Below are 25,919 nucleotides of genomic sequence, written 5' to 3' on the forward strand. Positions count from 1 at the left end.
GTTGGCACAAGTACAATACTACGGTACTGGACGTCGTAAAAGCTCAACAGCTCGTGTACGTTTAGTTCCAGGCACAGGCCGTGTCGTTATTAATAAACGTGATGCAGAAGATTATTTCCCATACGAAACGCTACGTGTAATCACTAAGCAGCCTTTAGCTCTAACAGAAACTGAAGGAACTTATGATGTTCTTGTAAACGTTGATGGCGGAGGTTTCACTGGTCAAGCTGGTGCTATCCGTCACGGTGTTGCACGTGCTCTATTAGAAGCGGACCCTGAATACCGCACTTCTCTTAAGCGCGCTGGTTTCCTAACTCGTGACGCTCGTGAGAAAGAACGTAAAAAGTACGGTCTTCGCAAAGCACGTCGTGCGCCACAATTCTCAAAGCGTTAATATTCTTTTTCGCTTACAAATCCCTTGGTCTTTTGACCAGGGGATTTTTTGTGTTTTAGGGTAAGTTAAAGGAAACTGTTAATTTTGAATAAAAGAGAAAAGAAGCTCTAACATATTCCATTATAGCCCCCTTATCTGGAAGACTTGGAATCGAGATAATGTGCGTATGGTTCCGTTGCTTTAATGGAGTGCGGCGGGCTGGGAAACGGGCTGCTTTCCCCGGACGAACGATCGAGCCTCCTCACTCACTACGTTCCCTGCGGGGTCTCGCTCGCCCGTTATTCCGGAGGAGTCAGCCCGTTTCCCAGCCCACCTTAGCAGAATGGTGATGAACGGAACCCCAGCCTGAAAAGAGGAGCTAATGATGTATTGTATTAAACAATATTTATATATATAGTGACTCAAACCTTGATATTAAGCATGTTCAAGGTGTTTATAAGACCTATTTACTACTTTTATGGCGCTTGAGAAGTCCACTTATTCGAGTTGGGTCCGTTAACCTCCACTTCAATAGGGGGGAAGGAAACGGTGAGACTCCAGTGGTATTACGATCGGGCGAGACCCCGCAGAGAGTGGAACGAACGAGGAGGCTCGACCGTGAGTCCACAGGACGCGAACCGTTTCACTGACCCCTTCCTCTTTTTACCGTAACGGACCCACCCTCTCACTAAGATGCTTATTCCACATAACTGCCATTTTACTGAATAACTTAACTTCAAGTAAAAACAACAGTGTATATTAAGTACGCTATGGAAAGCCCGTCAAAAACTAGCTGTCATACATACATCATCCCTATATCCCTTCTCAAACCAATCAACTTGTGACCATCAAGGAAGCAGGTGCATCATCTTTTTTCCATATCAGGTAACTGCCGTGACCTCGAATCGTTCCTGTGCATACCGAATAAACTAATACCATTATGGAGGTGATTCGGTATGTCCGTCGTACCAATAGAACGATTACGATTAAACAAACAAATTCAATTTGAACGTAGTTTACTACGCGAACTTACATTACAAGAAGTGCAACAGGATGTCTCCCAATCCTTTCAGAAACTTTTTCATTCATATACTGTATTTGAATCCGCCATTCAAGAAGAAGCCATTGAGCAAGCTATGGAAGCTTATTTACTTGGAGCTGAAGCTAGTCAATTTATTTTATCCGGTGAACAAAAAGAGGATGTCATAAGCCGTTATGAAGTTGAACTTAATACAATCTCCGCAGACTTTGCGGATTATCTGGATTATTGGCATCATGCAACAGAATCACACTCTTGGTTAATTCAACGAGCAGGCACCATTTGTGAGAAATTTTTTAAACGGTGGTGGATGGCAGGCTTGGAGCGTGGTGAAAGAAGAAGGCGATTAAAGCTCCATTAATGATTATCATAATTCCCATTCTTGTCCCATATATTGGACTGTAGCTACAATTAGGAGGAGACAAGAATGGGAAAAACGCTTAAAATTGCAAGCTGGATCTTAGGACTTTTGGTATTAATTGTACTGATCCGGTACCCGATTGAAACAAAGGACTCATGGCAAACTTGGTCCCTTCCCCTTGCCGGACAAATCATTGTAATTGATCCTGGACACGGTGGAGTAGATGGTGGTGCCGTCGGTGCGGACGATACATTAGAAAAAGATATTGCCTTACAGGTGTCCAAGCATTTACGTGACTACTTGCAGCAAGCGGGTGCACTTGTCTATTTAACACGTGAAAAAGATGTTGATTTGGCAGATAAAGATATCAAAAGCTTATCTAAACGAAAGTCTCAGGATATTCGTAGACGCGTACAACTGATTGATGATAAAGAAGCTGATTTCTTTGTAAGTGTTCATTTAAATGCCATTCCTTCAACCAAATGGCATGGTGCACAATCCTTTTATAACCCAACCTCACCAGAGAGTGAAAGGCTTGCGAAGTTTATCCAATCAGAAATAAAGCGAAACTTAGAAAATACGACGCGTAATGCTCTAGCCAAGAATAATATGTACCTTTTAAAACAAACAGAACCACCAGGTGCGCTTGTGGAAATTGGCTTCTTATCAAATGTCCATGAACGCGATCTTCTTAAAACAGATCCTTATCAGAAGAAAGTTGCTGCTTCAATCTATGAGGGGATCTTAAGGTACGTGACTGAGGAAGAAGTTCCTGAAGGTTAGTAATTAGATTTAGAAATCAAACCTTGTGTTTCATGGTGTTGCCAATATATATGTTATACTAACTACTAGACTATTTCAGTAAAGGTTGGTGGCACACATGGTAACAAAAGAACAAGTTGTGGACTTGCTTCATAAGATTGAAGACCCACATTTACATAGAACACTTGAAGAAACAGGCGGTATTGGTGAAATCACAATTAAAGAAGAAAAAAATCATGTCAGCGTGAAAATAGCAATTGCGCAACCTAATACAGCTGAGCAAATGCAATTACAACAAGAAATTGTAAACGTTTTAAAAGGGGCAGGAGCAGCAACTGTTGGTCTGCGTTTTGAACAATTGCCTGATGAGGTTATTCAGCAATATGCTAATACATCTGTACAATCAGAAGGTGGATCCTTGTTAGACAGTGGAGAAACTACATTTATTGCTGTAGCTAGTGGTAAAGGGGGAGTTGGTAAATCAACAGTAACCGTAAATTTAGCAACCTCTCTTGCTCGTTTAGGGAAAAAAGTCGGTATTATTGACGCAGACATTTACGGTTTTAGTGTTCCAGATATGATGGGGATCGAAGAACGTCCTGTAGTACGTGGAGAACATATCATACCCGTAGAGCGATTCGGTGTTAAAGTTATTTCTATGGGCTTCTTTGTGGAGGATAATTCTCCAATTATATGGCGTGGACCTATGCTAGGAAAAATGCTGACAAGTTTCTTTAAAGAAGTTGAATGGGGAGAATTAGATTATCTTCTTCTAGATTTACCACCTGGAACAGGAGACGTAGCATTAGATCTACATTCCATGCTGCCATCTTGTAAAGAAGTTATCGTTACAACACCACACCCGACAGCTGCATTTGTAGCAGCTCGTGCAGGTCAAATGGCCATTAAAACCGAGCATGAAATTCTAGGTATTATTGAAAACATGTCATACTTTGAAAGTAAGTTAACCGGACAAAAAGAATATGTATTTGGTCAAGGAGGCGGGGACAAGCTCGCTGAACAGCTTCAGACTGATATACTTGGCAGATTACCTCTTCAACAGCCTTATGAAGAGGAAGACGTATTTGCCCCAGGCGTATATCAAGCGGATCATCCAACCGGTAAGATCTTCTTATCCGTTGCAAACAAAATGATTAATAAAATGGAATAACATGTAATAAAAAAAGATCCTGCTACAAGCGCAGGATCTTTTTTTATAAGTGAATTAGGAACTTTCACCCTGGCCACTGTCTTCCCCTTGGCCACCCTCTTCTTTTTTACCTTCAGACTGTTTTCCACCCTGACTTTTTTCTTGTCCGTCTTTTGATTGTTCACCTTGCTCGCCACCACTAGATTTCATCTCTTCGGCTGCTTTTAGAACAATTTCGCTCATTTTAGCTTTAAATATTGGAGTGTTCATCGTTTCCTGAATCGTTTTTTCTAAATGCTCACGGAATTTTTGGCTTGTCATAACTGAGGACATCTGTTTTTCCATTTCCGGATTCTTCATAAGTTCAAGCATGCTTTTTTGGAACTTTGAATCGTTCATGAGTTCCTTCATAACTTTCTTCTGCTGTTCCGTCATGGATTGAGCAAATGTTTTTGTGAACTCAGGATTTGAAAAAAGTTCTTTCCAAAACTTTTTTCCTTTATCGGAAGAAACAGTCTCTTCAATTGATTTCTTAACCACTTCAGAATCCAACACAATTTGTTGTTTCATTTTTTGATCAGTTAAAACTTGTGTAATGGCTTTTTTTCCTTCATCTGTCTTAAGAATATCGACAACCATTTTCTTTGTTGTTTCATACCCCGTTTGGTCCCCGCCAGATGAATTTCCTGCACAGCCAACAAGTATAAATATTATTGCTACTATAAAGGCAAGGCTCCTCATATGTCGCATGAGAACGCTCCTTTCGTATCGATTCCTATGCTTAATATGAGATATCTGTTGAAAAATATACACACGAACAGGAGGAAAAAAACGCTACTTCATGATAAAATACGGAAGAGTTGCATTATAGACATGCCAATATTGAAATCGTTTAATGGGATAAGATAAATAGGTAGGAGGATCATTGTGACAAGTCGAAAATGGGTGCGGTTATTTTTAAAAACGCTGTTTTTGGGTGGACTTTCCGGTGTACTTGTTAGCTTTTTTGCCAAAAGTGATACATACGCAAAGGCGTTGGAACCGTTTAGTATATTTGAAGTTTTAGGATTAATTTTTATGTTTCTTGGCCTAGGGTTTATTTTTAGTGTGATTAGCCAAATGGGATTTTTCGCTTATCTAACTGTACACCAATTTGGTTTAGGGATGTTCCGTGGGGTCTGGCCATTTGTTCAAGTCGTACTTATTGCATTTACATTGTTTGACTTTGTGTATTTCCGTTATAAAGAAGCGGATGGAGATGTAGCGCTATGGACTTTCTTCGTTATACCAATTGCATTACTTATATATGGATTAGCTGTGTCGTACGTAAAGGCAAAAGAAACGAACCAAAAAGCATTTATTCCGGCGTTATTCTTTATGGTGGTTATCACTTCCGTAGAATGGATACCCGCTATACGCGCAAATGACCCAAGCTGGATGATGCTTATGCTTGTACCACTTTTAGTTTGTAATACGTATCAGCTCCTTGTGCTTCACCGAATTACAGGTGAGAGTCAAAACAAAACAGAAGCGGCTGACACCACAAATCAAAAGAAGCCATCTGGAAATGCTAAATCAAAAAAGAAAAAGAAAAAAAAGAAGAAAAAATAAATTCGCATGCTTTCCGCATGCGAATTTTTTCATGGAAGAGATTTGTTGCATAACGATGCTTGCGATTCTGTTTCTTACATTTAATCAATCTCTTCTGACTGGGCTTCAACTTTTGATATCATTTTTGAAATGGATACAAACGAGAGTCCCTTATTTTTGATACCAGGTAAAATGGTCTTTAATGCATCATTTGTTTGCTTAACAGAATCTGAGGCATGCATGACAATAATATCTCCCCCGGAAATTTCCTTCATTACTTCATCCACAATCGTTTGCGTTCCAGGGTTCTTCCAATCACTTGGGTTCACATTCCACTTAATAACCTTAAAACCTAACTTATCTGCAAGTGAAAGAACCTCTTTGTTAAAATGGCCACTCGGAGTACGAAGAAGTTTTATATCTTCATATCCTAACTTTCGAAAGATTTCTTTAGCATATAAGAGGTCTTTTCTTACTTGTTTGATATCTTGCTTCACATAGCTTTTGTAACGGTATCCCATCATCCCAATCTCGTGATCACTTTTCTTAATCTCTTCTAGGATATCAGGGTGGCGTTCTGCCCATTCTCCGCTAACAAAAAATGTCGCTTTAACATCATGTTCTTTTAAAGTATCTAATATGGGGAAGACTTGCTCTTGTCCCCAACTAATATTAAAAGTTAAAGCCACATCCTTACCTTTAGAGCCACTACTAATTAACGCTCTAGGTCCATCGTCTGTAGTGAATACAGAAAAAGAACTATCACGCTCAACCCAAAGAAAAATTGAACAAAAAAGGGCAGCAAAAACAACAAGTCCCCATTTCTTCGCACGGTTAACTTTCCATACATAAAAGTGCTGCAAGCTTCCCCTCTCCCTATCCTATAAATTAGTTCCTTATTTTAATCTATGTACAGGTTGGACAAATATGAACAAGCCTTTTCCGGATTGGTGATTTTTTAATAAATTACAAATAAATGGGACACAATGTAAGAAAGCCATTTAAATTTATAGAGGTGAGCCAATGTTAGGATTGATGATCAATGAAATCGAACAAAAAGAAATCGAGTACTTATTAAAAAGAGAAATGGAAGAGTTGCTTCTTGACTTATCGGATTCACGCATCGATCATATTGTCAAAAGGGCAATGGAAGAGAGATACCAAATCCTCTATAACTTATTTCGACGATTTGTATCGGAAAAAGAAAGTCTTAAATATATTCCACCGAAGCGGAAGTATAAGTAATATCATCTTTTTGGAGTTAATTTTAAACCTTCTCACACTTAGAGAAGGTTTTTTGATAGAAAAAAATAGAGATGATTTTAATGAAGGGGTAAGTTGTATGAAAGCCTTAATATAGAGGGTGTGAAGGGGACTTCCATTTAATTGAACAAGATTTTTATAAAAAAATCTTCAAATATCCTTGCACAAATATAAAATCCTATGCTATATTATTTTTTGTTGTCAGCAAGGCAACGCAATCACAAAAATAACACAGCAAAAACGATTTAATATTTTTTGCGAAAAAGTTGTTGACTATATATCGACACCATGTTATATTAAATTGCGTCGCTAAAAGACAGCGCACATTTTGATCCTTGAAAACTGAACGAAACGACATGTTACGTCAATGAATTACTTTTTATTTTTAAAAAGCCAGACATCATTTTGATGCAAAGGCGAACTCTTATGGAGAGTTTGATCTTGGCTCAGGACGAACGCTGGCGGCGTGCCTAATACATGCAAGTCGAGCGCGTGAAACAACATGATCCCTTCGGGGTGATTGTTGTGGATCGAGCGGCGGACGGGTGAGTAACACGTGGGTAACCTACCTGAGAGATCGGGATAACCCCGGGAAACCGGGGCTAATACCGAATAATCGTTGGAACCGCATGGTTCCAGCGTAAAAGGCGGCTTTTGCCGTCACTTTCAGATGGACCCGCGGCGCATTAGCTAGTTGGTAAGGTAACGGCTTACCAAGGCAACGATGCGTAGCCGACCTGAGAGGGTGATCGGCCACACTGGGACTGAGACACGGCCCAGACTCCTACGGGAGGCAGCAGTAGGGAATCTTCCGCAATGGACGAAAGTCTGACGGAGCAACGCCGCGTGAACGATGAAGGTCTTCGGATCGTAAAGTTCTGTTGTTAGGGAAGAACAAGTACCAGAGGAAATGCTGGTACCTTGACGGTACCTAACCAGAAAGCCACGGCTAACTACGTGCCAGCAGCCGCGGTAATACGTAGGTGGCAAGCGTTGTCCGGAATTATTGGGCGTAAAGCGCGCGCAGGCGGTTCCTTAAGTCTGATGTGAAAGCCCACAGCTCAACTGTGGAGGGCCATTGGAAACTGGGGAACTTGAGTACAGAAGAGGAGAGCGGAATTCCACGTGTAGCGGTGAAATGCGTAGATATGTGGAGGAACACCAGTGGCGAAGGCGGCTCTCTGGTCTGTAACTGACGCTGAGGCGCGAAAGCGTGGGTAGCAAACAGGATTAGATACCCTGGTAGTCCACGCCGTAAACGTTGAGTGCTAGGTGTTAGGGGGTTTCCGCCCCTTAGTGCTGAAGTTAACGCATTAAGCACTCCGCCTGGGGAGTACGGCCGCAAGGCTGAAACTCAAAAGAATTGACGGGGGCCCGCACAAGCGGTGGAGCATGTGGTTTAATTCGAAGCAACGCGAAGAACCTTACCAGGTCTTGACATCTTCCGCTATCCCTAGAGATAGGGAGTTCCCTTCGGGGACGGAATGACAGGTGGTGCATGGTTGTCGTCAGCTCGTGTCGTGAGATGTTGGGTTAAGTCCCGCAACGAGCGCAACCCCTAATCTTAGTTGCCAGCATTCAGTTGGGCACTCTAAGGTGACTGCCGGTGACAAACCGGAGGAAGGCGGGGATGACGTCAAATCATCATGCCCCTTATGACCTGGGCTACACACGTGCTACAATGGATGGTACAGAGGGCAGCGAGACCGCGAGGTCAAGCAAATCTCAAAAAACCATTCTCAGTTCGGATTGCAGGCTGCAACTCGCCTGTATGAAGCCGGAATCGCTAGTAATCGCAGGTCAGCATACTGCGGTGAATACGTTCCCGGGCCTTGTACACACCGCCCGTCACACCACGAGAGTTGGCAACACCCGAAGTCGGTGAGGTAACCTTTTTGGAGCCAGCCGCCGAAGGTGGGGCCAATGATTGGGGTGAAGTCGTAACAAGGTAGCCGTATCGGAAGGTGCGGCTGGATCACCTCCTTTCTAAGGATAACTACGGAAAACGCAGTTTTACTGCGTTCACGTAACATGCTTCGTTTCGTTCGGTTTTGAGGAATCAAATTCCTCAAAGTCATGTACCTTGAAAACTAGATAAGAATTAGACATCAAACCAACGTAATTTTTTCATTCACACCAGATGATATTCGCTCATCTGGCAACTGAGATAGTTAAGTGAATAAGGGCGCACGGTGGATGCCTTGGCACTAGGAGCTGATGAAGGACGGGACAAACACCGATATGCTTCGGTTAGCCGTAAGTAGGCTACGATCCGGAGATTTCCGAATGGGGAAACCCACCGCCCGTAATGGGGCGGTATTCTTAACTGAATTCATAGGTTAAGAAAGGCAGACCCGGGGAACTGAAACATCTCAGTACCCGGAGGAAGAGAAAGCAAACGCGATTTCCTGAGTAGCGGCGAGCGAAACGGAATTAGCCCAAACCAGAGAGCTTGCTCTCTGGGGTTGTAGGACACTCCTTTGGAGTTACCAAGGAACAAGATAGATGAATCGATCTGGAATGATCAGCCAAAGAAGGTAACGGCCCTGTAATCAAAATCTTGTTCCCTCCGGAGTGGATCCTGAGTACGGCGGAACACGTGTAATTCCGTCGGAATCCGGGAGGACCATCTCCCAAGGCTAAATACTCCCTAGTGACCGATAGTGAACCAGTACCGTGAGGGAAAGGTGAAAAGCACCCCGGGAGGGGAGTGAAATAGAACCTGAAACCGTGTGCCTACAAGTAGTCGGAGCCCGTTAATGGGTGACGGCGTACCTTTTGTAGAATGGACCGGCGAGTTACGATCCCATGCAAGGTTAAGTTGAAGAAACGGAGCCGCAGCGAAAGCGAGTCTGAATAGGGCGATTTGAGTATGTGGTCGTAGACCCGAAACCGTGTGATCTACCCATGTCCAGGGTGAAGGCCAGGTAACACTGGCTGGAGGCCCGAACCCACGCACGTTGAAAAGTGCGGGGATGAGGTGTGGGTAGCGGTGAAATGCCAATCGAACACGGAGATAGCTGGTTCTCTCCGAAATAGCTTTAGGGCTAGCCTCAAAGTGAGAGTCATGGAGGTAGAGCACTGATTGGACTAGGGGCCCTCATCGGGTTACCGAATTCAGTCAAACTCCGAATGCCATCGACTTATCTTTGGGAGTCAGACTATGAGTGATAAGGTCCATAGTCGAAAGGGAAACAGCCCAGACCGCCAGCTAAGGTCCCTAAGTGTATGTTAAGTGGAAAAGGATGTGGAGTTGCTTAGACAACCAGGATGTTGGCTTAGAAGCAGCCATCATTTAAAGAGTGCGTAATAGCTCACTGGTCGAGTGACTCTGCGCCGAAAATGTACCGGGGCTAAACATACCACCGAAGCTGCGGATTGTTCTTTGAACAATGGTAGGAGAGCGTTCTAAGTGCTGTGAAGTCAGACCGTGAGGACTGGTGGAGCGCTTAGAAGTGAGAATGCCGGTATGAGTAGCGAAAGAAGAGTGAGAATCTCTTCCACCGTAAGTCTAAGGTTTCCTGAGGAAGGCTCGTCCGCTCAGGGTTAGTCGGGACCTAAGCCGAGGCCGAAAGGCGTAGGCGATGGATAACAGGTTGATATTCCTGTACCACCTCCTTTCCGTTTGAGCAACGGGGGGACGCAGTAGGATAAGGGAAGCGCGCCATTGGATGTGCGCGCCCAAGCAGTGAGTGTGATGCATAGGCAAATCCGTGCATCAAACACAAGCTGTGATGGGGAGGGAACTATAGTACCGAAGTCCCTGATTTCACACTGCCAAGAAAAGCCTCTAGCGAGGAAAGTGGTGCCCGTACCGCAAACCGACACAGGTAGACGAGGAGAGTATCCTAAGGTGATCGGGAGAACTCTTGTTAAGGAACTCGGCAAAATGACCCCGTAACTTCGGGAGAAGGGGTGCTCCTTCATAAGGAGGAGCCGCAGTGAAAAGGCCCAAACGACTGTTTAGCAAAAACACAGGTCTCTGCGAAACCGTAAGGTGAAGTATAGGGGCTGACACCTGCCCGGTGCTGGAAGGTTAAGAGGATGAGTTAGCTTCTTGCGAAGCTTTGAATCGAAGCCCCAGTAAACGGCGGCCGTAACTATAACGGTCCTAAGGTAGCGAAATTCCTTGTCGGGTAAGTTCCGACCCGCACGAAAGGTGCAACGATTTGGGCACTGTCTCAACAAGAGACCCGGTGAAATTATACTATGCGTGAAGATGCGCATTACCCGCGACTGGACGGAAAGACCCCGTGGAGCTTTACTGTAGCCTGATATTGAATGTTGGTACAGCTTGTACAGGATAGGTAGGAGCCTTGGAAACCGGAGCGCCAGCTTCGGTGGAGGCATTGGTGGGATACTACCCTGGCTGTACTGACATTCTAACCCAGGGCCGTGATCCGGCCCGGAGACAGTGTCAGGTGGGCAGTTTGACTGGGGCGGTCGCCTCCCAAAAAGTAACGGAGGCGCCCAAAGGTTCCCTCAGAATGGTTGGAAATCATTCGCAGAGTGCAAAGGCACAAGGGAGCTTGACTGCGAGACCTACAAGTCGAGCAGGGACGAAAGTCGGGCTTAGTGATCCGGCGGTACCGAATGGAAGGGCCGTCGCTCAACGGATAAAAGCTACCCCGGGGATAACAGGCTTATCTCCCCCAAGAGTCCACATCGACGGGGAGGTTTGGCACCTCGATGTCGGCTCATCGCATCCTGGGGCTGTAGTCGGTCCCAAGGGTTGGGCTGTTCGCCCATTAAAGCGGTACGCGAGCTGGGTTCAGAACGTCGTGAGACAGTTCGGTCCCTATCCGTCGTGGGCGTTGGAAATTTGAGAGGAGCTGTCCTTAGTACGAGAGGACCGGGATGGACACACCGCTGGTGCACCAGTTGTTCCGCCAGGAGCACAGCTGGGTAGCTACGTGTGGACGGGATAAGTGCTGAAAGCATCTAAGCATGAAGCCCCCCTCGAGATGAAATTTCCCATCACTTCAAGTGAGTAAGATCCCTTGTAGACGACAAGGTTGATAGGTCAGAGGTGGAAGCGTGGTGACACGTGCAGCTGACTGATACTAATCGATCGAGGACTTATCTATCTCTATTGAAAAAACGTTACGATGTCTCTTATCTAGTTTTGAAGGTATATCCTTCAACTACATAGGTTTGGTGGCTTTGGCGAAGAGGTCACACCTGTTCCCATGCCGAACACAGAAGTTAAGCTCTTCAGCGCCAATGGTAGTCGGGGTTTCGCCCCCGCAAGAGTAGGACGCCGCCAAGCCTGACATATTTCTTTTGTTCAAGGTATTGAACAAACTTTATACATTTAACAATTTATTAGAATCTAACGCAAGCTTCTTACTTACAGATACATTGGTTTACATTTTTTATTATTCCAACGTAGCTCAGTGGTAGAGCTATCGGCTGTTAACCGATCGGTCGCAGGTTCGAATCCTGCCGTTGGAGCCATTATGCTTCCATAGCTCAGCGGTAGAGCACTTCCATGGTAAGGAAGAGGTCGCCGGTTCAAGTCCGGCTGGAAGCTTATAGAAGGGTTAAGGCCCGTTGGTCAAGTGGTTAAGACACCGCCCTTTCACGGCGGTAACACGGGTTCGAATCCCGTACGGGTCACCATTTATATTTTGGAGGATTAGCTCAGCTGGGAGAGCACCTGCCTTACAAGCAGGGGGTCGGTGGTTCGAGCCCGCCATCCTCCACCATTTACGCCGACCTAGCTCAATCTGGCAGAGCAACTGACTTGTAATCAGTAGGTTGGGGGTTCGAGTCCCTCGGTCGGCACCATTGCTCTTGTTCATTAGAGTGAAAAAATAAAAAAATCCTTGCATAAATAAGGGTCAGTGAGTTAAAATATTCACTGTTGCACTTGTTGGAGGGGTAGCGAAGTTGGCCAAACGCGGCGGACTGTAAATCCGCTCCCTCTGGGTTCGCAGGTTCGAGTCCTGCCCCCTCCACCATTTTTCTATAATTATTTTATTCATATAATGTTGTTGGGCCATAGCCAAGCGGTAAGGCAACGGTTTTTGGTACCGTCATGCGCTGGTTCGAATCCAGCTGGCCCAGCCATTTTTAAATTACTTAATCATTTTGAATTATCTTTTGGCTCTCATGTGTCATTGATAATTAAATTACATTTAGAGCCATTAGCTCAGTTGGTAGAGCATCTGACTTTTAATCAGAGGGTCGGAGGTTCGAATCCTCCATGGCTCACCACTTTAAAAATTCTTGAACTTGTTCAAGGTTTTTTAATACCATAAAAACATGCAGAAGTAGTTCAGTGGTAGAACACCACCTTGCCAAGGTGGGGGTCGCGGGTTCGAATCCCGTCTTCTGCTCCATTTATACGGGGCCTTAGCTCAGATGGGAGAGCGCCTGCTTTGCACGCAGGAGGTCAGCGGTTCGATCCCGCTAGGCTCCATCCTTAAACCTTAAGTCAGATGACTTAAGGTTTTTTATGTTTTGGCAATGTTATTTAACGTTATTGCTAGTAAATTGGAAACCGCTTATTCAACAAACTGGCAGTTATCTTGAATAAGCTGGTGCGGGTTGGTTCCGTTACGTTTTTGCAGTGCGGCAGGCTGTGGAACGGGTTGCTTTCCCCGGAAGACCGATCGAGCTTCCTCGTCACTTCGCTCCTGCGGGATCTCGCTCGCCCTTTCTACCGGAGGAGTATCGCCGTTTCAATGAACCCCTTACTCTTTTTCCAGCAACGGACTCCTCTCACTTTATCTCAATTCGAAGTCTTCCAGATAAGGGGGCTTTAATGAAAGTTAGACGATCCACAAAATATCCACTTAATTCAAAAGAGGTGAGTTACCTTATGTTTATAAGAAAACCCTTTAATTATCCCTATGAAAGCGCATATATATACAAAATTATGTCCAGTTGAGTCATTGGTCTATCTCTGTCTACAATTAATAGTAGAGTCAAAGGAGGATGGACAATGAACAAAAACTTATCAATTATCGGTGCTCCGATGGATTTAGGTCAATTACGTCGCGGAGTGGATATGGGTCCAAGTGCTATTCGTTATGCTGGAGTTATTGAACGGTTAGAACAGCTTAAGTATGATGTAGAAGACCTTGGAGATATTCAAATCCCTCGTCCAAACCGCAAAGAAGTGCAAATTGAAGATAACCTGCGTAATTTAAAAGAAGTTGCAGAAGGAAATGCTCAACTAGCTAATTCAGTAGATGAAGTAGTGGAGAATGGAAGGTTTCCATTGATATTTGGTGGGGATCATAGCATTGCTATTGGAACATTAGCAGGTGTATCGAAACATTACGAAAATCTGGGAGTTATTTGGTATGATGCCCATGGGGACTTGAACACCGGTGATACGTCACCTTCAGGCAACATACATGGTATGCCTTTAGCTGTAAGTTTAGGTATTGGTCATGATCGTCTGACTGGTATTAAAGATTACACACCTAAAATTAAGCCAGAAAATATTGTGATTATTGGTGCCCGTTCTTTAGATGATGGAGAAAAAGAATTAATTAAAGAGAAGGGTATCAAAGTGTACACGATGCATGAAATTGATCGTATGGGTATGACGAAAGTAATTCAAGAATCTGTGGAATATTTAAAAGACCGTACGGATGGTGTTCATTTAAGCCTTGACTTAGATGGGTTAGATCCTCATGATGCTCCTGGAGTAGGCACACCTGTTATGGGTGGAATTAGTTATCGTGAGAGTCATTTAGCTATGGAGATGTTTGCTGAGGCAAACTTTATAACTTCTGCTGAATTTGTAGAAGTAAACCCGATATTGGACGAAAAAAATACTACGGCATCTGTGGCTGTAGGACTTATGGGTTCTTTATTTGGAGAAAAGTTAAAATAGGATAATTTTGAGGGGGAACAGCAACTATGTGTTGGTCATGTAGTTGCTGTTTCGTCATTTTGTTTTTGTTTTTTCGTATTCATTAAGTAAGTAATCCAGTTTAGAGCTTACTGCTACTACTTCTTCAGATGATAAGGGCATTGTTGTTGTTAGCTGAACCATCTTTTCTCTGCAATATTCTATCTCATTTAGAATATTTTTACACATACATATCTATCCTCCTTTTACATTATCATGATATACTTTTAAGGTAGTGTACCCACTATTTTCAATTCTAAACCTATTTTTAATAAAAAAATATAAATGTATAAGGTTTGTATAGTTGCATTGCTTAGGTGTTGCTCATAGATGGCTAGCTCAAGCGCCCCTTCGTTGCTAAACGTGCGCTTTCGCTTTTCTAATTTCTTTTTATAAATGTGAAACCTATTGGTGGGGTTGTTCGTATAAGGGGTAACCGCAGCATTAGCGGAGGTATATTCCATGGAGATATTTATTAAACAGAAAATCAAAAAGATTAAAAAAGGTGATCAATCGGCATTTGGGGAAGTCGTTTCCTTTTACGAAAACAAAGTGTATCAAATTTGTTTTCGGATGTTAGGGAATGCTCATGAGGCTGAAGATATTGCACAAGAAGCATTTCTAAGGGCTTATACGAACATTCATTCATTTGATGAAAACAGGAAATTTTCTACCTGGTTGTATCGTATAGCAACGAATTTATCGATTGATCGAATACGAAAGAAAAAACCTGACTACTTTTTAGATGCAGAGGTTAAGGGTACCGAAGGGTTAACCATGTATTCTCAAATTTCAGCTGATCAAATTTCACCAGATGAAGAAGTGGAAAGCTTAGAAATTCAAGAGTACATTCATAAAGAAATTCTTTCGTTACCATCGAAGTATCGTTCTGTTATTGTTTTACGTTATATAGATGAGCTTTCATTACAGGAGATTAGCGATATTTTAGATATCCCCGTCGGTACCGTGAAGACGCGTGTACACCGTGGACGAGAAGCGCTTCGTAAAAAGCTTCGAAACCTGTAGAAAAGGAGTGAGGGAGTATTGAAATGTTCAAATGAAGCTGTTGTGTTGATGCATAAACATTTAGACGACGATTTGACCAAAGAAGAAGAGATAGAATTGCGTCAGCACCTTCAAAACTGTGATGATTGTCAAAAGCATTTTCATGAATTAAAACGAACAATTGCTATGGTGCAGAGTGCAAATCAAGTTCAGGCACCAACAGGCTTTACCGATAAAGTAATGGGGAATCTTCCGCAACAAAAGAAATCTTTAGGCTATAAGCGTTGGCTAAAAGCACATCCGGTGCTAACTGCAGCTGCGATCTTTTTTATACTGATGTTTGGTGGGATATTCTCTACTTGGAGTCAGGATCATCAGATAAGTGTTTCTAAACAAAAGGATATTGTTATTCAAGAAAATACTGTGATTGTTCCAGAAGGTAAAACAGTTGAAGGGGACTTAGTTGTAAAAAACGGGAACCTCAAAATTGAGGGGAAAGTGAATGGCGATGTTATCCTTATTAATGGTGAGAATTTAAAGGCCTCTGCCGGCGAAGTAACAGGAGAGTTAAACCAAGTAAACCAAGTGTTTGAGTGGATGTGGTATAACTTGAAAAAGACTGCGAAAGATATCTTTTCATTAGGTAAATAAATATTAAAACAAGCTGCTCAGTTCGGGTAGCTTGTTTTTTTACACATTATGAACTGCTTTGTGTTATTTTTCATAAAGAGAAGTATGCTATAATTAATGTGATGTATTATAGATTGTATTATATTAAATTTGACGTTTAGGACAGAAGGAAGTGTAGACATGCTTGATGGGGGATTAGACGCATTAGGTTACGTACGGATCGTTATAGATATAGCCCTTGTCTGGTTTGTTTTATATAAATTAATCATGTTGATTCGCGGAACGAAAGCTGTCCAGTTACTGAAAGGGATCTTTGTCGTTTTAGGTATCTGGTTAATTAGTTACTTTTTACAGCTTAAGACGCTCATGTGGTTAATGTCGCAGGCTTTGACATGGGGTTTTCTTGGTGTAATTATATTATTCCAACCTGAACTACGCCGAGCACTAGAACAGCTTGGTAGAGGAAGCTTTTTTGCTCGAAACTCAACGAATGAAGAAGAAACATTTAAAGAAACCGTTTCGGCTATCATGAAATCATGTAATTATATGGCCAAGCGCCGTATCGGTGCATTGATAACGATTGAAAGAGAGACTGGAATGGGAGACTATGTTGAGACCGGTATTCCGGTGAACGGAACACTGACAAATGAGCTTTTAACGAATATATTTATACCGAATACACCACTACACGATGGGGCAGTTATACTTACGAATAATGAAATAACAGCTGCTGCTTGTTACTTGCCGCTTTCAGAGAGTCCTTTTATCTCAAAAGAACTTGGAACGAGGCACAGGGCAGCACTTGGTATTAGTGAAGTGACAGATGCACTTACGATCGTGGTATCTGAAGAAACAGGTAATATATCATGTACGAAAAATGGTGAGCTTCACCGAGACTTGGATCAAGACGATTTAAGAAATATTCTTGAGCGAGAATTGGACATGGTACCGAAAGCCCCTACGACGAAAAGTTGGAATTGGAGGGGGAATAAAGATGGATAAATGGCTAAAGAGTCCGTGGTTCATTCGTGTTCTCTCTTTTCTGCTTACGTTATTATTATTTGCATCCGTTAATTTGGATGAAGGAAATACGCGTTCAGATTCTACATTCTTTTCTGAGGGGAACAATGAACTGGCAACGATGAACAATGTTCCGTTGCAGGTTTACATGGATGAAACAAAATATGTTGTAAAAAATGTGCCTGAGAACGTCACAGTTACGGTGGAAGGACCGAATAGTGTGGTTACGAAAACCATACGTCAAAAGAATTTTGATGTGTTCATTGACTTGGAAGATCTAGAGGCAGGTACACATACGGTTCCTATTCAGGCAAGTGGCTTAGCTAACCAATTGTCAGTGTACATACAACCAGAAAATATTCAAATTACTTTAGAAGAGCGCTTAACGGAGACATTTGGAGTCGAAACAGATTTTATGAATCGAAAATCGATAGAGGATGGATATACAATTGATGATCCCACAGTTACTCCAAGAGAGGTCCAAGTAACTGGATCTAAATCAGAAGTTTCGAAAGTATCTTTGGTAAAAGCAATTGTGGATGTAACCGGAAAAAGTGAGACCTTTACGAAAAAAGAAGCTCCAGTTAAAGTGTATGATGAGCAAGGAAATGAATTGAATGTGTTTGTGGAACCTTCATCAGTTAAAGTAAAAGTACCTATTGTATCTCCTCATAAAGAGGTGCCTGTAGAGTTCCAGACGCAAGGGGAGTTACAAGACGGTTTAAGTCTTAAATCAATTACGGCGAATCCGTCATCTGTTGAAGTATATGCTCCTAATGATGTGTTAGACAAAATCGAATCACTTAATAATATAAGTGTCGACCTTTCTCAAGTCACAAAAGATACGATGCTTACCCTTGATGTGCCAATGCCATCTAAAGCCAATAGAGTAGAACCAAAGAAGGTAGAAGCGATCGTAGATGTAGAAAACACAATTGAAAAAACAGTGAATAATGTTGAATTAGAAGTAGAAAATCTCCAGCAAGATCAATCAATTACATTTATCACCCCAGAAGATCAAACTATCAACATTACGGTAACGGGAACTGAATCTTCATTAGCAGACCTTTCAGCAGAGGACTTTACTGCTTTCATTGATGTTCAAGATGCTGAAACTGGAGAGTCTAGTGTCCCGATCGAAGTGGATGGTCCGGAAAATTTAGATTGGCAACTTAGTAACGAAGAAGCACAAATTCGTATAGAGTAATAAACTATTCACTTGCCAAGAATGAAGGAGCGATTGAAGCATGGGAAAATATTTTGGTACAGACGGTGTTCGAGGAGTAGCAAACACAGAATTGACACCAGAGTTAGCATATAAAGTCGGACGCTTTGGAGGATATGTTCTTACAAAAGGACAATCTAAACCAAAAATTCTAATTGGTCGTGATCCACGTATCTCAGGCCAAATGCTAGAGAATGCATTAACGGCAGGTTTGTTATCCATTGGTGCAGAAGTTATGCGCTTGGGCGTTATCTCAACACCAGGTGTAGCTTTTCTAACGAAGGCAATGGGTGCTGAAGCGGGTGTGATGATTTCAGCTTCTCACAACCCTGTAGAGGATAATGGCATTAAATTTTTCGGTCCGGATGGCTTTAAACTAACGGATGATCAAGAAAATGAAATTGAAACATTGATGGATCAAGAAGAGGATGAATTACCACGTCCATCTGGTGCAGATATTGGCCAAGTAAATGATTACTTTGAAGGCGGCCAAAAGTATATTCAGTATCTTAAACAAACGATTGATTATGATTTTGAAGGACTTCACGTTGCGCTAGACTGTGCACATGGTGCCACATCTGCAATTGCACCACATTTATTTGCAGATTTAGAAGCGGATATTTCGACAATTGGAGCATCTCCAGATGGACTTAATATCAATGATGGTGTTGGTTCAACAGATCCAGAAGCTCTTCAGGACTTTGTGAAAGAAAAAGGTGCAGACATTGGTCTTGCTTTTGATGGAGATGGAGATCGTCTTATTGCTGTTGATGAAAACGGCGAAATCGTAGATGGAGATCAAATTATGTTCATTTGTGCTAAGCATATGAATGACAAAGGTCGCTTACGTCATAATACTGTTGTGTCAACTGTTATGAGTAATATTGGTTTCTATAAAGCGCTTGAAGCAAACGGTATGAAGAGTGATAAAACTTCTGTTGGAGATCGTTATGTAATGGAGGAAATGCGTAAAGGCGGCTATAGCCTTGGTGGAGAGCAGTCTGGTCATATCATTTTCTTAGATTACAATACGACAGGTGATGGTTTACTTTCTGCACTTAAACTTGTAGATGTATTAAAGGATACAGGTAAAACATTATCGGAGCTTGCTGGTGAAATGAAAAAGTATCCTCAGGTTCTTAAAAACATACGTGTAATTGATAAAAATAAAGTAATGACAAATCCACGTGTAACTGAAGCTATTGAAGTAGTTGAAGAAGAGATGGGTGAGCACGGACGTGTGCTTGTACGCCCTTCAGGAACAGAACCTCTTGTTCGTGTGATGGTCGAAGCACCTACTGAAGAAGAATGCGAAAAATATGTAGAAAAAGTAGTTTCCGTGGTTGATCAAGAATTAGGCATGAGAGACTAGTATATACTATGCGCAAATGGCACCAAACGAGCCGTTTGCGCATATTTTATTATACAAGGTTCTACCAAAAAAACATTGCTCTTTTTCAAACTCTTGTCATTTTTGCAATGAAGTTGTAACACAAACGTTATTGACCAACAATTTCAAATTAGAGTAAAATGAGAAATGTTCCTTGTTTTTCTTTAGATTAGAGGTTTAACACACTCTAATGATGGATATTAACACAAGGAATGCTCTTTAAGGCATTCAAAATGGGTGAGGGGGATAGAAGGTCATTCACCATATAATAAAAAAGCGCCTGGACTATTCCTTGCAAAAGGTATAGTTGACGAGGAGGAGGTTCATCGAGTTTTCGGCGGATGCCTCCCGGTTGTTTACACCTCAACCGAAACATACTCATCTAAAACAAAGAGGCGACTCTTTGCACAAAAGATGCGTATAAGGTGACAACATTCATGAGAAAGGGGCAAACAACTGCCCCGAAAATAAGGCTCGTTTGTTTGCCCCTTTACTAAAAGGAGGAAACAACGATATGTGTGGAATTGTAGGATATATTGGAACACAAGATACAACAGAGATTTTACTAAAAGGACTTGAAAAGCTTGAATACCGCGGATATGATTCAGCAGGGATCGCAGAATTAAATGACGCAGGTGTTCACATCACGAAGGTGAAAGGACGTATCGCAGCACTTCGTGAAGAAGTTGAGAAAAAAGACGTTAGTGCAACGCAAGGAATCGGCCATACCCGCTGGGCGACACACGGTGCCCCAAGTTACGAAAATGCGCACCCTCACCAGAGCGCGTCTGGTCGCTTCACGATCGTTCACAACGGAGTAATTGAAAACTACGAAGAGGTACAGCGTGAGTACCTATCAGATGTAGATATGAAAAGTGAAACGGACACGGAAATCATTGTCCAACTAGTTGAGAACCTTTATAACGAGATGGGAGATGTGCAAGAAGCATTCACCAAAGCAATTTCTCTTATGAAAGGCTCTTATGCAGTAGCGATTATGGATGTTGAGAACCCTGACATCATTTACGTAGCGAAAAATAAAAGCCCATTGCTTGTAGGCCTAGGAGATGGCTTTAACGTCGTTTCAAGTGACTCAATGGCAATGCTACAAGTTACGGATCAATTCGTTGAACTAGAGGATAAAGAAATTGTTATTGTTCAGCGTGATCAGGTTCAGATCCAAAAACTAGACGGTACAAAGGTAGACCGTGAACCATTCACAGCTGAAATTGATGAAAGTGATATTGAAAAAGGAACGTACCCACACTTCATGCTCAAAGAAATTGATGAGCAACCATTTGTTATTCGTCGTATTATCCAAGAGTATAAGGATGATAACGACCAAATTAAGCTTGATCCAGACGTACGCCAAGCTATGATGGATTGTGATCGTGTTTATATTATTGCATGTGGCACAAGTTATCATGCTGGTCTAATTGGGAAGCAGTTTATTGAGAAGCTAGCAAAAGTTCCAGTAGAAGTTCACGTAGCTAGCGAATTCTCTTACAATATGCCATTGCTTTCTGAAAAGCCACTGTTTGTTTACATCTCTCAGAGTGGGGAGACTGCAGACAGCCGTGCAGTACTTGTTGAAACAAAAGAGATGGGTCACCCATCCCTTACGATTACAAACGTCCCTGGATCAACCCTTTCTCGTGAATCTGATTACACACTACACTTACATGCCGGTCCTGAGATTGCTGTAGCTTCTACAAAAGCTTACACAGCTCAAATGGCCGTATTAGCCATTCTGGCGGTTGATACAGCCCAAGCTAAAGGCATTGATATGAAATTTGATCCAATGAAAGAGCTTGGAATTGCAGCTAACGCAATGGAAGCTCTATGTGATCAAAAAGAGGAAATGGAGAAGATCGCAGCAGACTTCTTACCAACGACAAGAAACTGCTTCTTCATTGGCCGTAGTATTGACTACTATGTTGTATTAGAAGGAGCGCTAAAACTTAAAGAGATCTCTTATATTCAAGCTGAAGGGTTTGCTGGAGGCGAGCTAAAACATGGTACCATTGCTCTAATTGAGGAAGGTACTCCAGTGGTAGCACTAGCTACACAAAAAGACGTTAACGGATCGATCCGAGGAAACGTAAAAGAGGTAGCAGCTCGAGGAGCGAATCCATGCGTGATCAGCATGAAGGGAATGGAACAAGACGGTGACACGTTCGTTCTTCCTGAGGTGGATGAACTTCTAGCGCCACTTGTTTCTGTAGTACCATTACAGCTTATTTCTTATTACGCAGCACTTCACCGTGACTGTGACGTAGATAAACCACGTAACTTAGCTAAAAGTGTTACAGTTGAGTAAATGAATGTGAGAGGCACCCAATGTTGGGTGCCTCTCATTTGTTTTATAGGTCCCAAAGAAATCATCAGTTAATAAAGGACCTCTTATTCGGTACGTTAATAAGCTAAGAGCTAAAGGCTCTTGGCTTTTTTTAACGGTTAAGCTTTGATGTCAAAATGGTATGAATCCATCACAACCTGCTCAACCTAATCTACAAGGAGGTGTGACATCATGGCAAAAGATGTATTGTGCGAAGTAAACAATTGCAAGTATTGGGGTCAAGGTAACAAGTGTCATGCTGAAGAAATTTATGTAGTTAGTCACAGAGGAGATCAAGCCTCTACAAGTGAGGAAACAGATTGTAAAACATTTGTACCTGAAGTGTAGGTAATCAAAAAGAGGTAGCATCAAATCTGTCTACCTCTTTTTGAATATGTCCTTTTATTATTTTAAGAGTTCCCGTACAATTTTTTTATTGCGCTCTTTAAATATGGAATGATGAGAAGAAACCATACCTTTCGCTGTTGCGTCTGGTTGGATATACGTTTTCGCTTTGTTCACCGCATTAGCATAGCAGCAACCTGAAAGGCTCCTGCAGCGTATAAGCCTTCCAATGAAGGTTCACTAGAAGCGTTTCCAGCTATAAAACAATCATTTATTCGTTCAATGTTTACGTGGCTATTATCAAGCAATGAAGCATCACGGTCAAAGCCATGGTTGACTAAACACAAGGACTTCAACATCAGGCTACAAGTGTCATAATAAAATTAGCTGAAACTACGCATACTGATATTTAAAAAGAGTGGTTAAATGCTGACGAATGTTATTATAGGTATGTTGATCCCTTGGATATTTTGTATTTTTCTTTTTATAAAAGCATCGAAAATCGTTATCTTGATGTTTCCTTTAGGGATATCCATTGCATTTATGGCAAATGATTGGGGATATAATTTGTTTTGGGTTGTCACCCCAACTCATGAAAATCCGTCATTATCAGCGATGCCATTTAGCATAGGCTACTTCCCATTGTTGACTTGTGCATTTACGTATATAAAAATAAGATATAATGTGGGTTCGATTTTTTTAATTGTGTTATTCACAATCACCACTACATCCTTTGAGTTTTTCGCTGTGAGTATAGGAAAGGTGAACTATTATGGTGGGTGGAATATAGGATTTACATTTTTAATTTATTTGGCAGGGTTTATAGTTTGTGCTTTGTACATGAAAGTATTGTACAGATATAGAATATTTGTTAAATAAAAGAGCTCAGTTCAATACTGAGCTCATTGCTTATTATTTTCCTGTCTCTGCGAATACTTTAATACGGTCACCAATTTCATCACGAACACGTTGAAAGAAAGCCCATTTTTCTTCTTCTGTTCCTTCAGCCTTAGCAGGATCATCAAAACCCCAATGTTCGTTTCGTACATGAGGAGGTGTCATTGGACACTTGTCACGAGCATCCCCACATAATGTTACGACAAATTCAGCGTTGTTTAAGATTTCAGGATCAATGATATCAGATGATTGACCTGTAATATCCATTCCAATTTCATTCATTGCTTTCACAGCATTTGGGTTTAAACCATGCGCTTCAATACCTGCACTTTTTACTTCCCATTTATCTCCTAAATAATGTTTTCCCCAAGCTTCAGCCATTTGACTACGGCAAGAGTTCCCTGTGCATAAGAAGTAAAGTACTGGTTTTTTGTTTGTCATATCGATCTAACTCCTTTGACTTAAATATTATAGAAGTAATAAAGTGAGGTAAAGACCCACTAATGTAATGATTAAGGTTGGAATCGTTAGAATGATTCCGATTTTAAAGTAGTATCCCCAAGAGATCTTAACCCCTTTTTGAGATAATACGTGTAGCCATAATAATGTGGCTAGAGAGCCAATTGGTGTGATTTTTGGACCAAGATCACTACCTATGACATTGGCATAAATAAGTCCTTCTTTCATGATGCCAGAAGCACTGGAGTCTGCGATAGCTAAAGCGTCAATCATAACAGTAGGCATGTTATTCATAACAGATGATAAAATCGCTGCGATGAAGCCCATGGATATGGTACCAATAAAGAGTCCCTGATCAGCTGCTGCTTCGATTACATTCGCTAGCACATCTGTAAGCCCTACATTACGTAAACCATAAACCACAACGTACATTCCGATAGAGAAGAAAACGATGGCCCATGGTGCACCTTTTACAACAGTAGCGGTTTCTACTGCAGGACTGCGTCTCGCCATAATTAAGAAAAAGATAGAGACGATACCAGCTATAATGGATACCGGTATGGTGAAAAATTCACTTGCAAAATAACCAATAAGTAGAATCCCCAATATCCACCAAGATAAACGAAACATCTTGTGGTCTTGAATTGCATCACTTGGTGTTTTTACTTGGTTCATATCATACGTTCTTGGTATATCATTTCGGAAAAATAAATATAGAACAAGAATGCTAGCACCGAGAGAAAAGAAGTTTGGAATAATCATTCTAGATGCATACTCTAAAAAGCCAATATCAAAAAAGTCAGCTGATACGATGTTAACCAGGTTACTTACGACAAGGGGTAAGGAAGTCGTGTCGGCGATAAAACCACTTGCCATAATAAACGGGAAGATCATGCGCTCTTTAAAGTTCAAGGCACGGACCATCGCCAGTACAATTGGCGTTAAGATTAACGCTGCACCATCATTTGCGAACAAAGCAGCTACTCCTGCACCAAGTAATGTAATGTAGATGAACATTTTTATCCCATTTCCATTTGAAATGCGTGCCATGTGTAAAGCAGACCATTCGAAAAAACCAATTTCATCTAGGATTAAAGAAATTATTATGATAGCAATGAAAGCTAGTGTTGCATTCCATACAATCCCTGTAACGGTTGCAACATCTTGAAAATTAACAACACCTACAAGAAGTGCAAGGATTGCACCTCCACATGCCGACCAACCAATTCCTAGGTTTTTGGGTTGCCAGATGACAAGAACTAATGTAAGTAAAAATATTAAAATAGCTAATAGTACTGATGCTTGCAAAAAAGATTCCCCCTTCTTATTCACATGTAATACGTTTACCACTTTTCTCGAGTTCAATAATTTTCTCTTTTTGATCTGGAATATATTTGATAATCTCCGATATGAGCTCAAATGCTTCGTGGCTTTCATTTAAAGAGTAAAAGATCCAGTGTCCTTTGCGTTTCTCTTTTACAATTCCAACATCGCGCAACTTCCTCAAATGCTGACTTATGGCAGGTTGAGACATCTCTAAAATCTCAACAAATTCACAAACACAGCATTCGTTATCTTTGAGTAAGCCTAGTATGGTTAAACGAGTCTGATCTCCTAATAGCTTCAACGCTTTAGATGTTTCTTGCAAGGATAAAACTGTCTTGTTCATCCACCTGCACCTCCGTGCATCATTATATAATTATTTACTTATATAAACAATGAATTTTATGTAAAAATCAACTTTTTTTGATTTAGTGGTTGAATTAAAAGGAAAACTATGTAAATATTATATTAATCAATAATTTTTGATTTAAGGGAAGGGTGAACATGATGAAAGAACTTCCGGTTCTAGAAACCGATAATACAGTCGATTTTGCTCCTTATGTCCAAAAGTTCAAAGCTTTGGCTGATGAACAACGCTTGCAAATCATGAACATATTAACGAGAAGGGGAAAAACATGTGTATGTGATTTAGTAGACGATATGAATCTCTCTCAGTCTAAACTATCTTATCATTTGAAAATTCTTCTAAAAGCTGATCTTATTCATAAAGAAACGAAAGGTACGTGGAGCTACTATTGGATTAAAGAAGAAACTGTAAACGCTTTGCTATCTGAAGAACTATGTTGTTTATTTAAGCCGAGCGGTCAATAAACCTCTTATAAGGTTTATTGTGCACAATTAATCAAAATAATTTGATTT

Annotated in this window: 22 protein-coding genes, 10 tRNA genes and 3 rRNA genes; 29 read left to right on the forward strand and 6 right to left on the reverse strand. The window is 41.6% G+C overall.

From position 1 onward, the window contains the following. The first annotated feature begins 1 nt into the window (after position 1). The 4 genes from rpsI to GS400_RS00980 all read left to right on the forward strand — a co-directional run bounded on the left by rpsI (position 2) and on the right by GS400_RS00980 (position 3,706). A complete protein-coding gene (gene rpsI, locus GS400_RS00965; RefSeq protein ID WP_027446504.1) occupies positions 2-394 on the forward strand; it encodes a 30S ribosomal protein S9 in 393 nt (130 codons plus the stop codon). A 935-nt stretch (positions 395-1,329) separates the two neighbouring features. Continuing rightward, entirely contained in the window at positions 1,330-1,773 is a 444-nt protein-coding gene (locus tag GS400_RS00970; protein ID WP_160098295.1) for a DUF2521 family protein, read from the forward strand. Between the two features lie 66 nt (positions 1,774-1,839). Continuing rightward, positions 1,840-2,556: an N-acetylmuramoyl-L-alanine amidase CwlD gene (gene cwlD / locus GS400_RS00975; protein ID WP_160098297.1), complete on the forward strand. Its 717-nt coding sequence runs from the start codon at positions 1,840-1,842 to the stop codon at positions 2,554-2,556. Positions 2,557-2,653: 97 nt separating this feature from the next. Continuing rightward, positions 2,654-3,706, forward strand: coding sequence for an Mrp/NBP35 family ATP-binding protein (locus GS400_RS00980; protein ID WP_160098299.1), 1,053 nt, complete (start codon positions 2,654-2,656; stop codon positions 3,704-3,706). Positions 3,707-3,760: 54 nt separating this feature from the next. Here GS400_RS00980 and gerD read toward each other — a convergent pair whose 3' ends face one another. Then, complete coding sequence (gene gerD, locus GS400_RS00985; protein WP_160098301.1) at positions 3,761-4,435, reverse strand: spore germination lipoprotein GerD; 675 nt, start codon at positions 4,433-4,435, stop codon at positions 3,761-3,763. A 177-nt stretch (positions 4,436-4,612) separates the two neighbouring features. Here gerD and GS400_RS00990 point away from each other — a divergent pair, with 177 nt between their 5' ends. Next, on the forward strand, positions 4,613-5,296 hold the full coding sequence (locus GS400_RS00990; RefSeq protein WP_160098303.1) for a KinB-signaling pathway activation protein: 684 nt from the start codon (positions 4,613-4,615) through the stop codon (positions 5,294-5,296). Between the two features lie 80 nt (positions 5,297-5,376). Here the strand turns inward: GS400_RS00990 and pdaB are convergent, their stop codons facing one another. Further along, the gene (pdaB, locus tag GS400_RS00995; RefSeq protein WP_160098305.1) at positions 5,377-6,138 is read right to left on the reverse strand and encodes a polysaccharide deacetylase family sporulation protein PdaB; all 762 of its coding nucleotides are present in this window, start codon (positions 6,136-6,138) and stop codon (positions 5,377-5,379) included. Positions 6,139-6,298: 160 nt separating this feature from the next. Here pdaB and GS400_RS01000 point away from each other — a divergent pair, with 160 nt between their 5' ends. The 15 genes from GS400_RS01000 (at position 6,299) to rocF (ending at position 14,390) form a co-directional block, all read left to right on the forward strand. Next, positions 6,299-6,520, forward strand: coding sequence for a hypothetical protein (locus tag GS400_RS01000; RefSeq protein WP_160098307.1), 222 nt, complete (start codon positions 6,299-6,301; stop codon positions 6,518-6,520). Positions 6,521-6,961: 441 nt separating this feature from the next. Then, positions 6,962-8,524: ribosomal RNA gene (locus GS400_RS01005) — 16S ribosomal RNA — on the forward strand. 183 nt (positions 8,525-8,707) lie between these two features. Continuing rightward, positions 8,708-11,625 (forward strand): 23S ribosomal RNA (locus tag GS400_RS01010). A 66-nt stretch (positions 11,626-11,691) separates the two neighbouring features. Further along, positions 11,692-11,807, forward strand: a 5S ribosomal RNA gene (rrf, locus tag GS400_RS01015). Together the 16S, 23S and 5S rRNA genes with 10 tRNA genes alongside form the textbook arrangement of a ribosomal RNA operon. 113 nt (positions 11,808-11,920) lie before the next feature. Continuing rightward, positions 11,921-11,995, forward strand: a tRNA-Asn gene (locus GS400_RS01020). Between the two features lie 4 nt (positions 11,996-11,999). Continuing rightward, positions 12,000-12,071 (forward strand) — tRNA-Thr (locus tag GS400_RS01025). Positions 12,072-12,085: 14 nt separating this feature from the next. Beyond that, positions 12,086-12,160: transfer RNA gene (locus GS400_RS01030), tRNA-Glu, on the forward strand. 10 nt (positions 12,161-12,170) lie between these two features. Next, positions 12,171-12,246 (forward strand) — tRNA-Val (locus GS400_RS01035). Between the two features lie 5 nt (positions 12,247-12,251). Then, positions 12,252-12,328 (forward strand) — tRNA-Thr (locus GS400_RS01040). Positions 12,329-12,415: 87 nt separating this feature from the next. Continuing rightward, positions 12,416-12,501, forward strand: a tRNA-Tyr gene (locus GS400_RS01045). Positions 12,502-12,535: 34 nt separating this feature from the next. Further along, a tRNA-Gln gene (locus tag GS400_RS01050) sits at positions 12,536-12,610 on the forward strand. A gap of 71 nt (positions 12,611-12,681) precedes the next feature. Further along, positions 12,682-12,757, forward strand: a tRNA-Lys gene (locus GS400_RS01055). A gap of 50 nt (positions 12,758-12,807) precedes the next feature. After that, positions 12,808-12,882 (forward strand) — tRNA-Gly (locus GS400_RS01060). A 7-nt stretch (positions 12,883-12,889) separates the two neighbouring features. Further along, positions 12,890-12,962 (forward strand) — tRNA-Ala (locus tag GS400_RS01065). A gap of 525 nt (positions 12,963-13,487) precedes the next feature. Next, complete coding sequence (gene rocF / locus GS400_RS01070) at positions 13,488-14,390, forward strand: arginase (protein WP_160098309.1); 903 nt, start codon at positions 13,488-13,490, stop codon at positions 14,388-14,390. A gap of 54 nt (positions 14,391-14,444) precedes the next feature. Here rocF and GS400_RS01075 read toward each other — a convergent pair whose 3' ends face one another. Next, the gene (locus tag GS400_RS01075; RefSeq protein ID WP_160098311.1) at positions 14,445-14,597 is read right to left on the reverse strand and encodes an aspartyl-phosphate phosphatase Spo0E family protein; all 153 of its coding nucleotides are present in this window, start codon (positions 14,595-14,597) and stop codon (positions 14,445-14,447) included. A 273-nt stretch (positions 14,598-14,870) separates the two neighbouring features. Between GS400_RS01075 and sigW the strand changes: the two genes are divergently transcribed. From sigW to GS400_RS01115, 8 genes are all read left to right on the forward strand, one after another. Further along, entirely contained in the window at positions 14,871-15,434 is a 564-nt protein-coding gene (gene sigW / locus GS400_RS01080; RefSeq protein ID WP_160098313.1) for an RNA polymerase sigma factor SigW, read from the forward strand. Positions 15,435-15,452: 18 nt separating this feature from the next. Next, positions 15,453-16,064: an anti-sigma factor family protein gene (locus GS400_RS01085; protein WP_160098315.1), complete on the forward strand. Its 612-nt coding sequence runs from the start codon at positions 15,453-15,455 to the stop codon at positions 16,062-16,064. Between the two features lie 159 nt (positions 16,065-16,223). After that, positions 16,224-17,045 carry a diadenylate cyclase CdaA gene (gene cdaA / locus GS400_RS01090; RefSeq protein ID WP_160098317.1) on the forward strand — a complete coding sequence of 274 codons (822 nt, stop codon included), beginning with the start codon at positions 16,224-16,226 and terminating at the stop codon, positions 17,043-17,045. Continuing rightward, positions 17,038-18,270, forward strand: coding sequence for a CdaR family protein (locus tag GS400_RS01095; protein WP_160098319.1), 1,233 nt, complete (start codon positions 17,038-17,040; stop codon positions 18,268-18,270). Before cdaA ends, GS400_RS01095 begins: the two co-directional genes overlap by 8 nt. A gap of 40 nt (positions 18,271-18,310) precedes the next feature. Beyond that, a complete protein-coding gene (gene glmM, locus GS400_RS01100) occupies positions 18,311-19,660 on the forward strand; it encodes a phosphoglucosamine mutase (protein WP_160098321.1) in 1,350 nt (449 codons plus the stop codon). Positions 19,661-20,192: 532 nt separating this feature from the next. After that, complete coding sequence (gene glmS, locus GS400_RS01105; RefSeq protein WP_160098323.1) at positions 20,193-21,998, forward strand: glutamine--fructose-6-phosphate transaminase (isomerizing); 1,806 nt, start codon at positions 20,193-20,195, stop codon at positions 21,996-21,998. A gap of 210 nt (positions 21,999-22,208) precedes the next feature. Continuing rightward, a complete protein-coding gene (locus GS400_RS01110) occupies positions 22,209-22,364 on the forward strand; it encodes a DUF1540 domain-containing protein (RefSeq protein WP_160098325.1) in 156 nt (51 codons plus the stop codon). A gap of 423 nt (positions 22,365-22,787) precedes the next feature. Further along, positions 22,788-23,240 (forward strand): hypothetical protein, encoded by a 453-nt coding sequence (locus GS400_RS01115; RefSeq protein ID WP_160098327.1) that lies wholly within the window; start codon positions 22,788-22,790, stop codon positions 23,238-23,240. A gap of 33 nt (positions 23,241-23,273) precedes the next feature. On the opposite strand, the gene arsC is transcribed toward GS400_RS01115, so the two are convergent. The 3 genes from arsC to GS400_RS01130 are packed head-to-tail and all read right to left on the reverse strand — an operon-like array spanning position 23,274 to position 25,386. Beyond that, positions 23,274-23,699, reverse strand: coding sequence for an arsenate reductase (thioredoxin) (arsC, locus tag GS400_RS01120; RefSeq protein ID WP_160098329.1), 426 nt, complete (start codon positions 23,697-23,699; stop codon positions 23,274-23,276). Between the two features lie 27 nt (positions 23,700-23,726). Then, complete coding sequence (locus GS400_RS01125; RefSeq protein ID WP_236561090.1) at positions 23,727-25,025, reverse strand: arsenic transporter; 1,299 nt, start codon at positions 25,023-25,025, stop codon at positions 23,727-23,729. Between the two features lie 16 nt (positions 25,026-25,041). After that, positions 25,042-25,386: an ArsR/SmtB family transcription factor gene (locus tag GS400_RS01130; protein WP_160098333.1), complete on the reverse strand. Its 345-nt coding sequence runs from the start codon at positions 25,384-25,386 to the stop codon at positions 25,042-25,044. A gap of 161 nt (positions 25,387-25,547) precedes the next feature. Between GS400_RS01130 and GS400_RS01135 the strand changes: the two genes are divergently transcribed. Further along, a complete protein-coding gene (locus GS400_RS01135; RefSeq protein WP_160104481.1) occupies positions 25,548-25,871 on the forward strand; it encodes an ArsR/SmtB family transcription factor in 324 nt (107 codons plus the stop codon). Positions 25,872-25,919: the final 48 nt, after the last annotated feature.

The sequence above is a fragment of the Pontibacillus sp. HMF3514 genome, from assembly GCF_009858175.1.
Classification (GTDB): domain Bacteria; phylum Bacillota; class Bacilli; order Bacillales; family BH030062; genus Pontibacillus.

Excerpts from the sequence above, each read along its gene's own strand:
- arsC (WP_160098329.1), bottom strand. The coding sequence starts at position 23,699 with ATGACAAACAAAAAACCAGTACTTTACTTCTTATGCACAGGGAACTCT.
- gerD (WP_160098301.1), bottom strand. The coding sequence starts at position 4,435 with ATGCGACATATGAGGAGCCTTGCCTTTATAGTAGCAATAATATTTATA.
- glmS (WP_160098323.1), top strand. The coding sequence starts at position 20,193 with ATGTGTGGAATTGTAGGATATATTGGAACACAAGATACAACAGAGATT.
- GS400_RS01135 (WP_160104481.1), top strand. The coding sequence starts at position 25,548 with ATGAAAGAACTTCCGGTTCTAGAAACCGATAATACAGTCGATTTTGCT.
- GS400_RS01000 (WP_160098307.1), top strand. The coding sequence starts at position 6,299 with ATGTTAGGATTGATGATCAATGAAATCGAACAAAAAGAAATCGAGTAC.
- GS400_RS01095 (WP_160098319.1), top strand. The coding sequence starts at position 17,038 with ATGGATAAATGGCTAAAGAGTCCGTGGTTCATTCGTGTTCTCTCTTTT.
- cwlD (WP_160098297.1), top strand. The coding sequence starts at position 1,840 with ATGGGAAAAACGCTTAAAATTGCAAGCTGGATCTTAGGACTTTTGGTA.
- sigW (WP_160098313.1), top strand. The coding sequence starts at position 14,871 with ATGGAGATATTTATTAAACAGAAAATCAAAAAGATTAAAAAAGGTGAT.
- GS400_RS01110 (WP_160098325.1), top strand. The coding sequence starts at position 22,209 with ATGGCAAAAGATGTATTGTGCGAAGTAAACAATTGCAAGTATTGGGGT.
- GS400_RS01075 (WP_160098311.1), bottom strand. The coding sequence starts at position 14,597 with ATGTGTAAAAATATTCTAAATGAGATAGAATATTGCAGAGAAAAGATG.
- rocF (WP_160098309.1), top strand. The coding sequence starts at position 13,488 with ATGAACAAAAACTTATCAATTATCGGTGCTCCGATGGATTTAGGTCAA.
- cdaA (WP_160098317.1), top strand. The coding sequence starts at position 16,224 with ATGCTTGATGGGGGATTAGACGCATTAGGTTACGTACGGATCGTTATA.
- GS400_RS01130 (WP_160098333.1), bottom strand. The coding sequence starts at position 25,386 with ATGAACAAGACAGTTTTATCCTTGCAAGAAACATCTAAAGCGTTGAAG.
- glmM (WP_160098321.1), top strand. The coding sequence starts at position 18,311 with ATGGGAAAATATTTTGGTACAGACGGTGTTCGAGGAGTAGCAAACACA.
- GS400_RS00980 (WP_160098299.1), top strand. The coding sequence starts at position 2,654 with ATGGTAACAAAAGAACAAGTTGTGGACTTGCTTCATAAGATTGAAGAC.
- GS400_RS01115 (WP_160098327.1), top strand. The coding sequence starts at position 22,788 with ATGCTGACGAATGTTATTATAGGTATGTTGATCCCTTGGATATTTTGT.
- GS400_RS00970 (WP_160098295.1), top strand. The coding sequence starts at position 1,330 with ATGTCCGTCGTACCAATAGAACGATTACGATTAAACAAACAAATTCAA.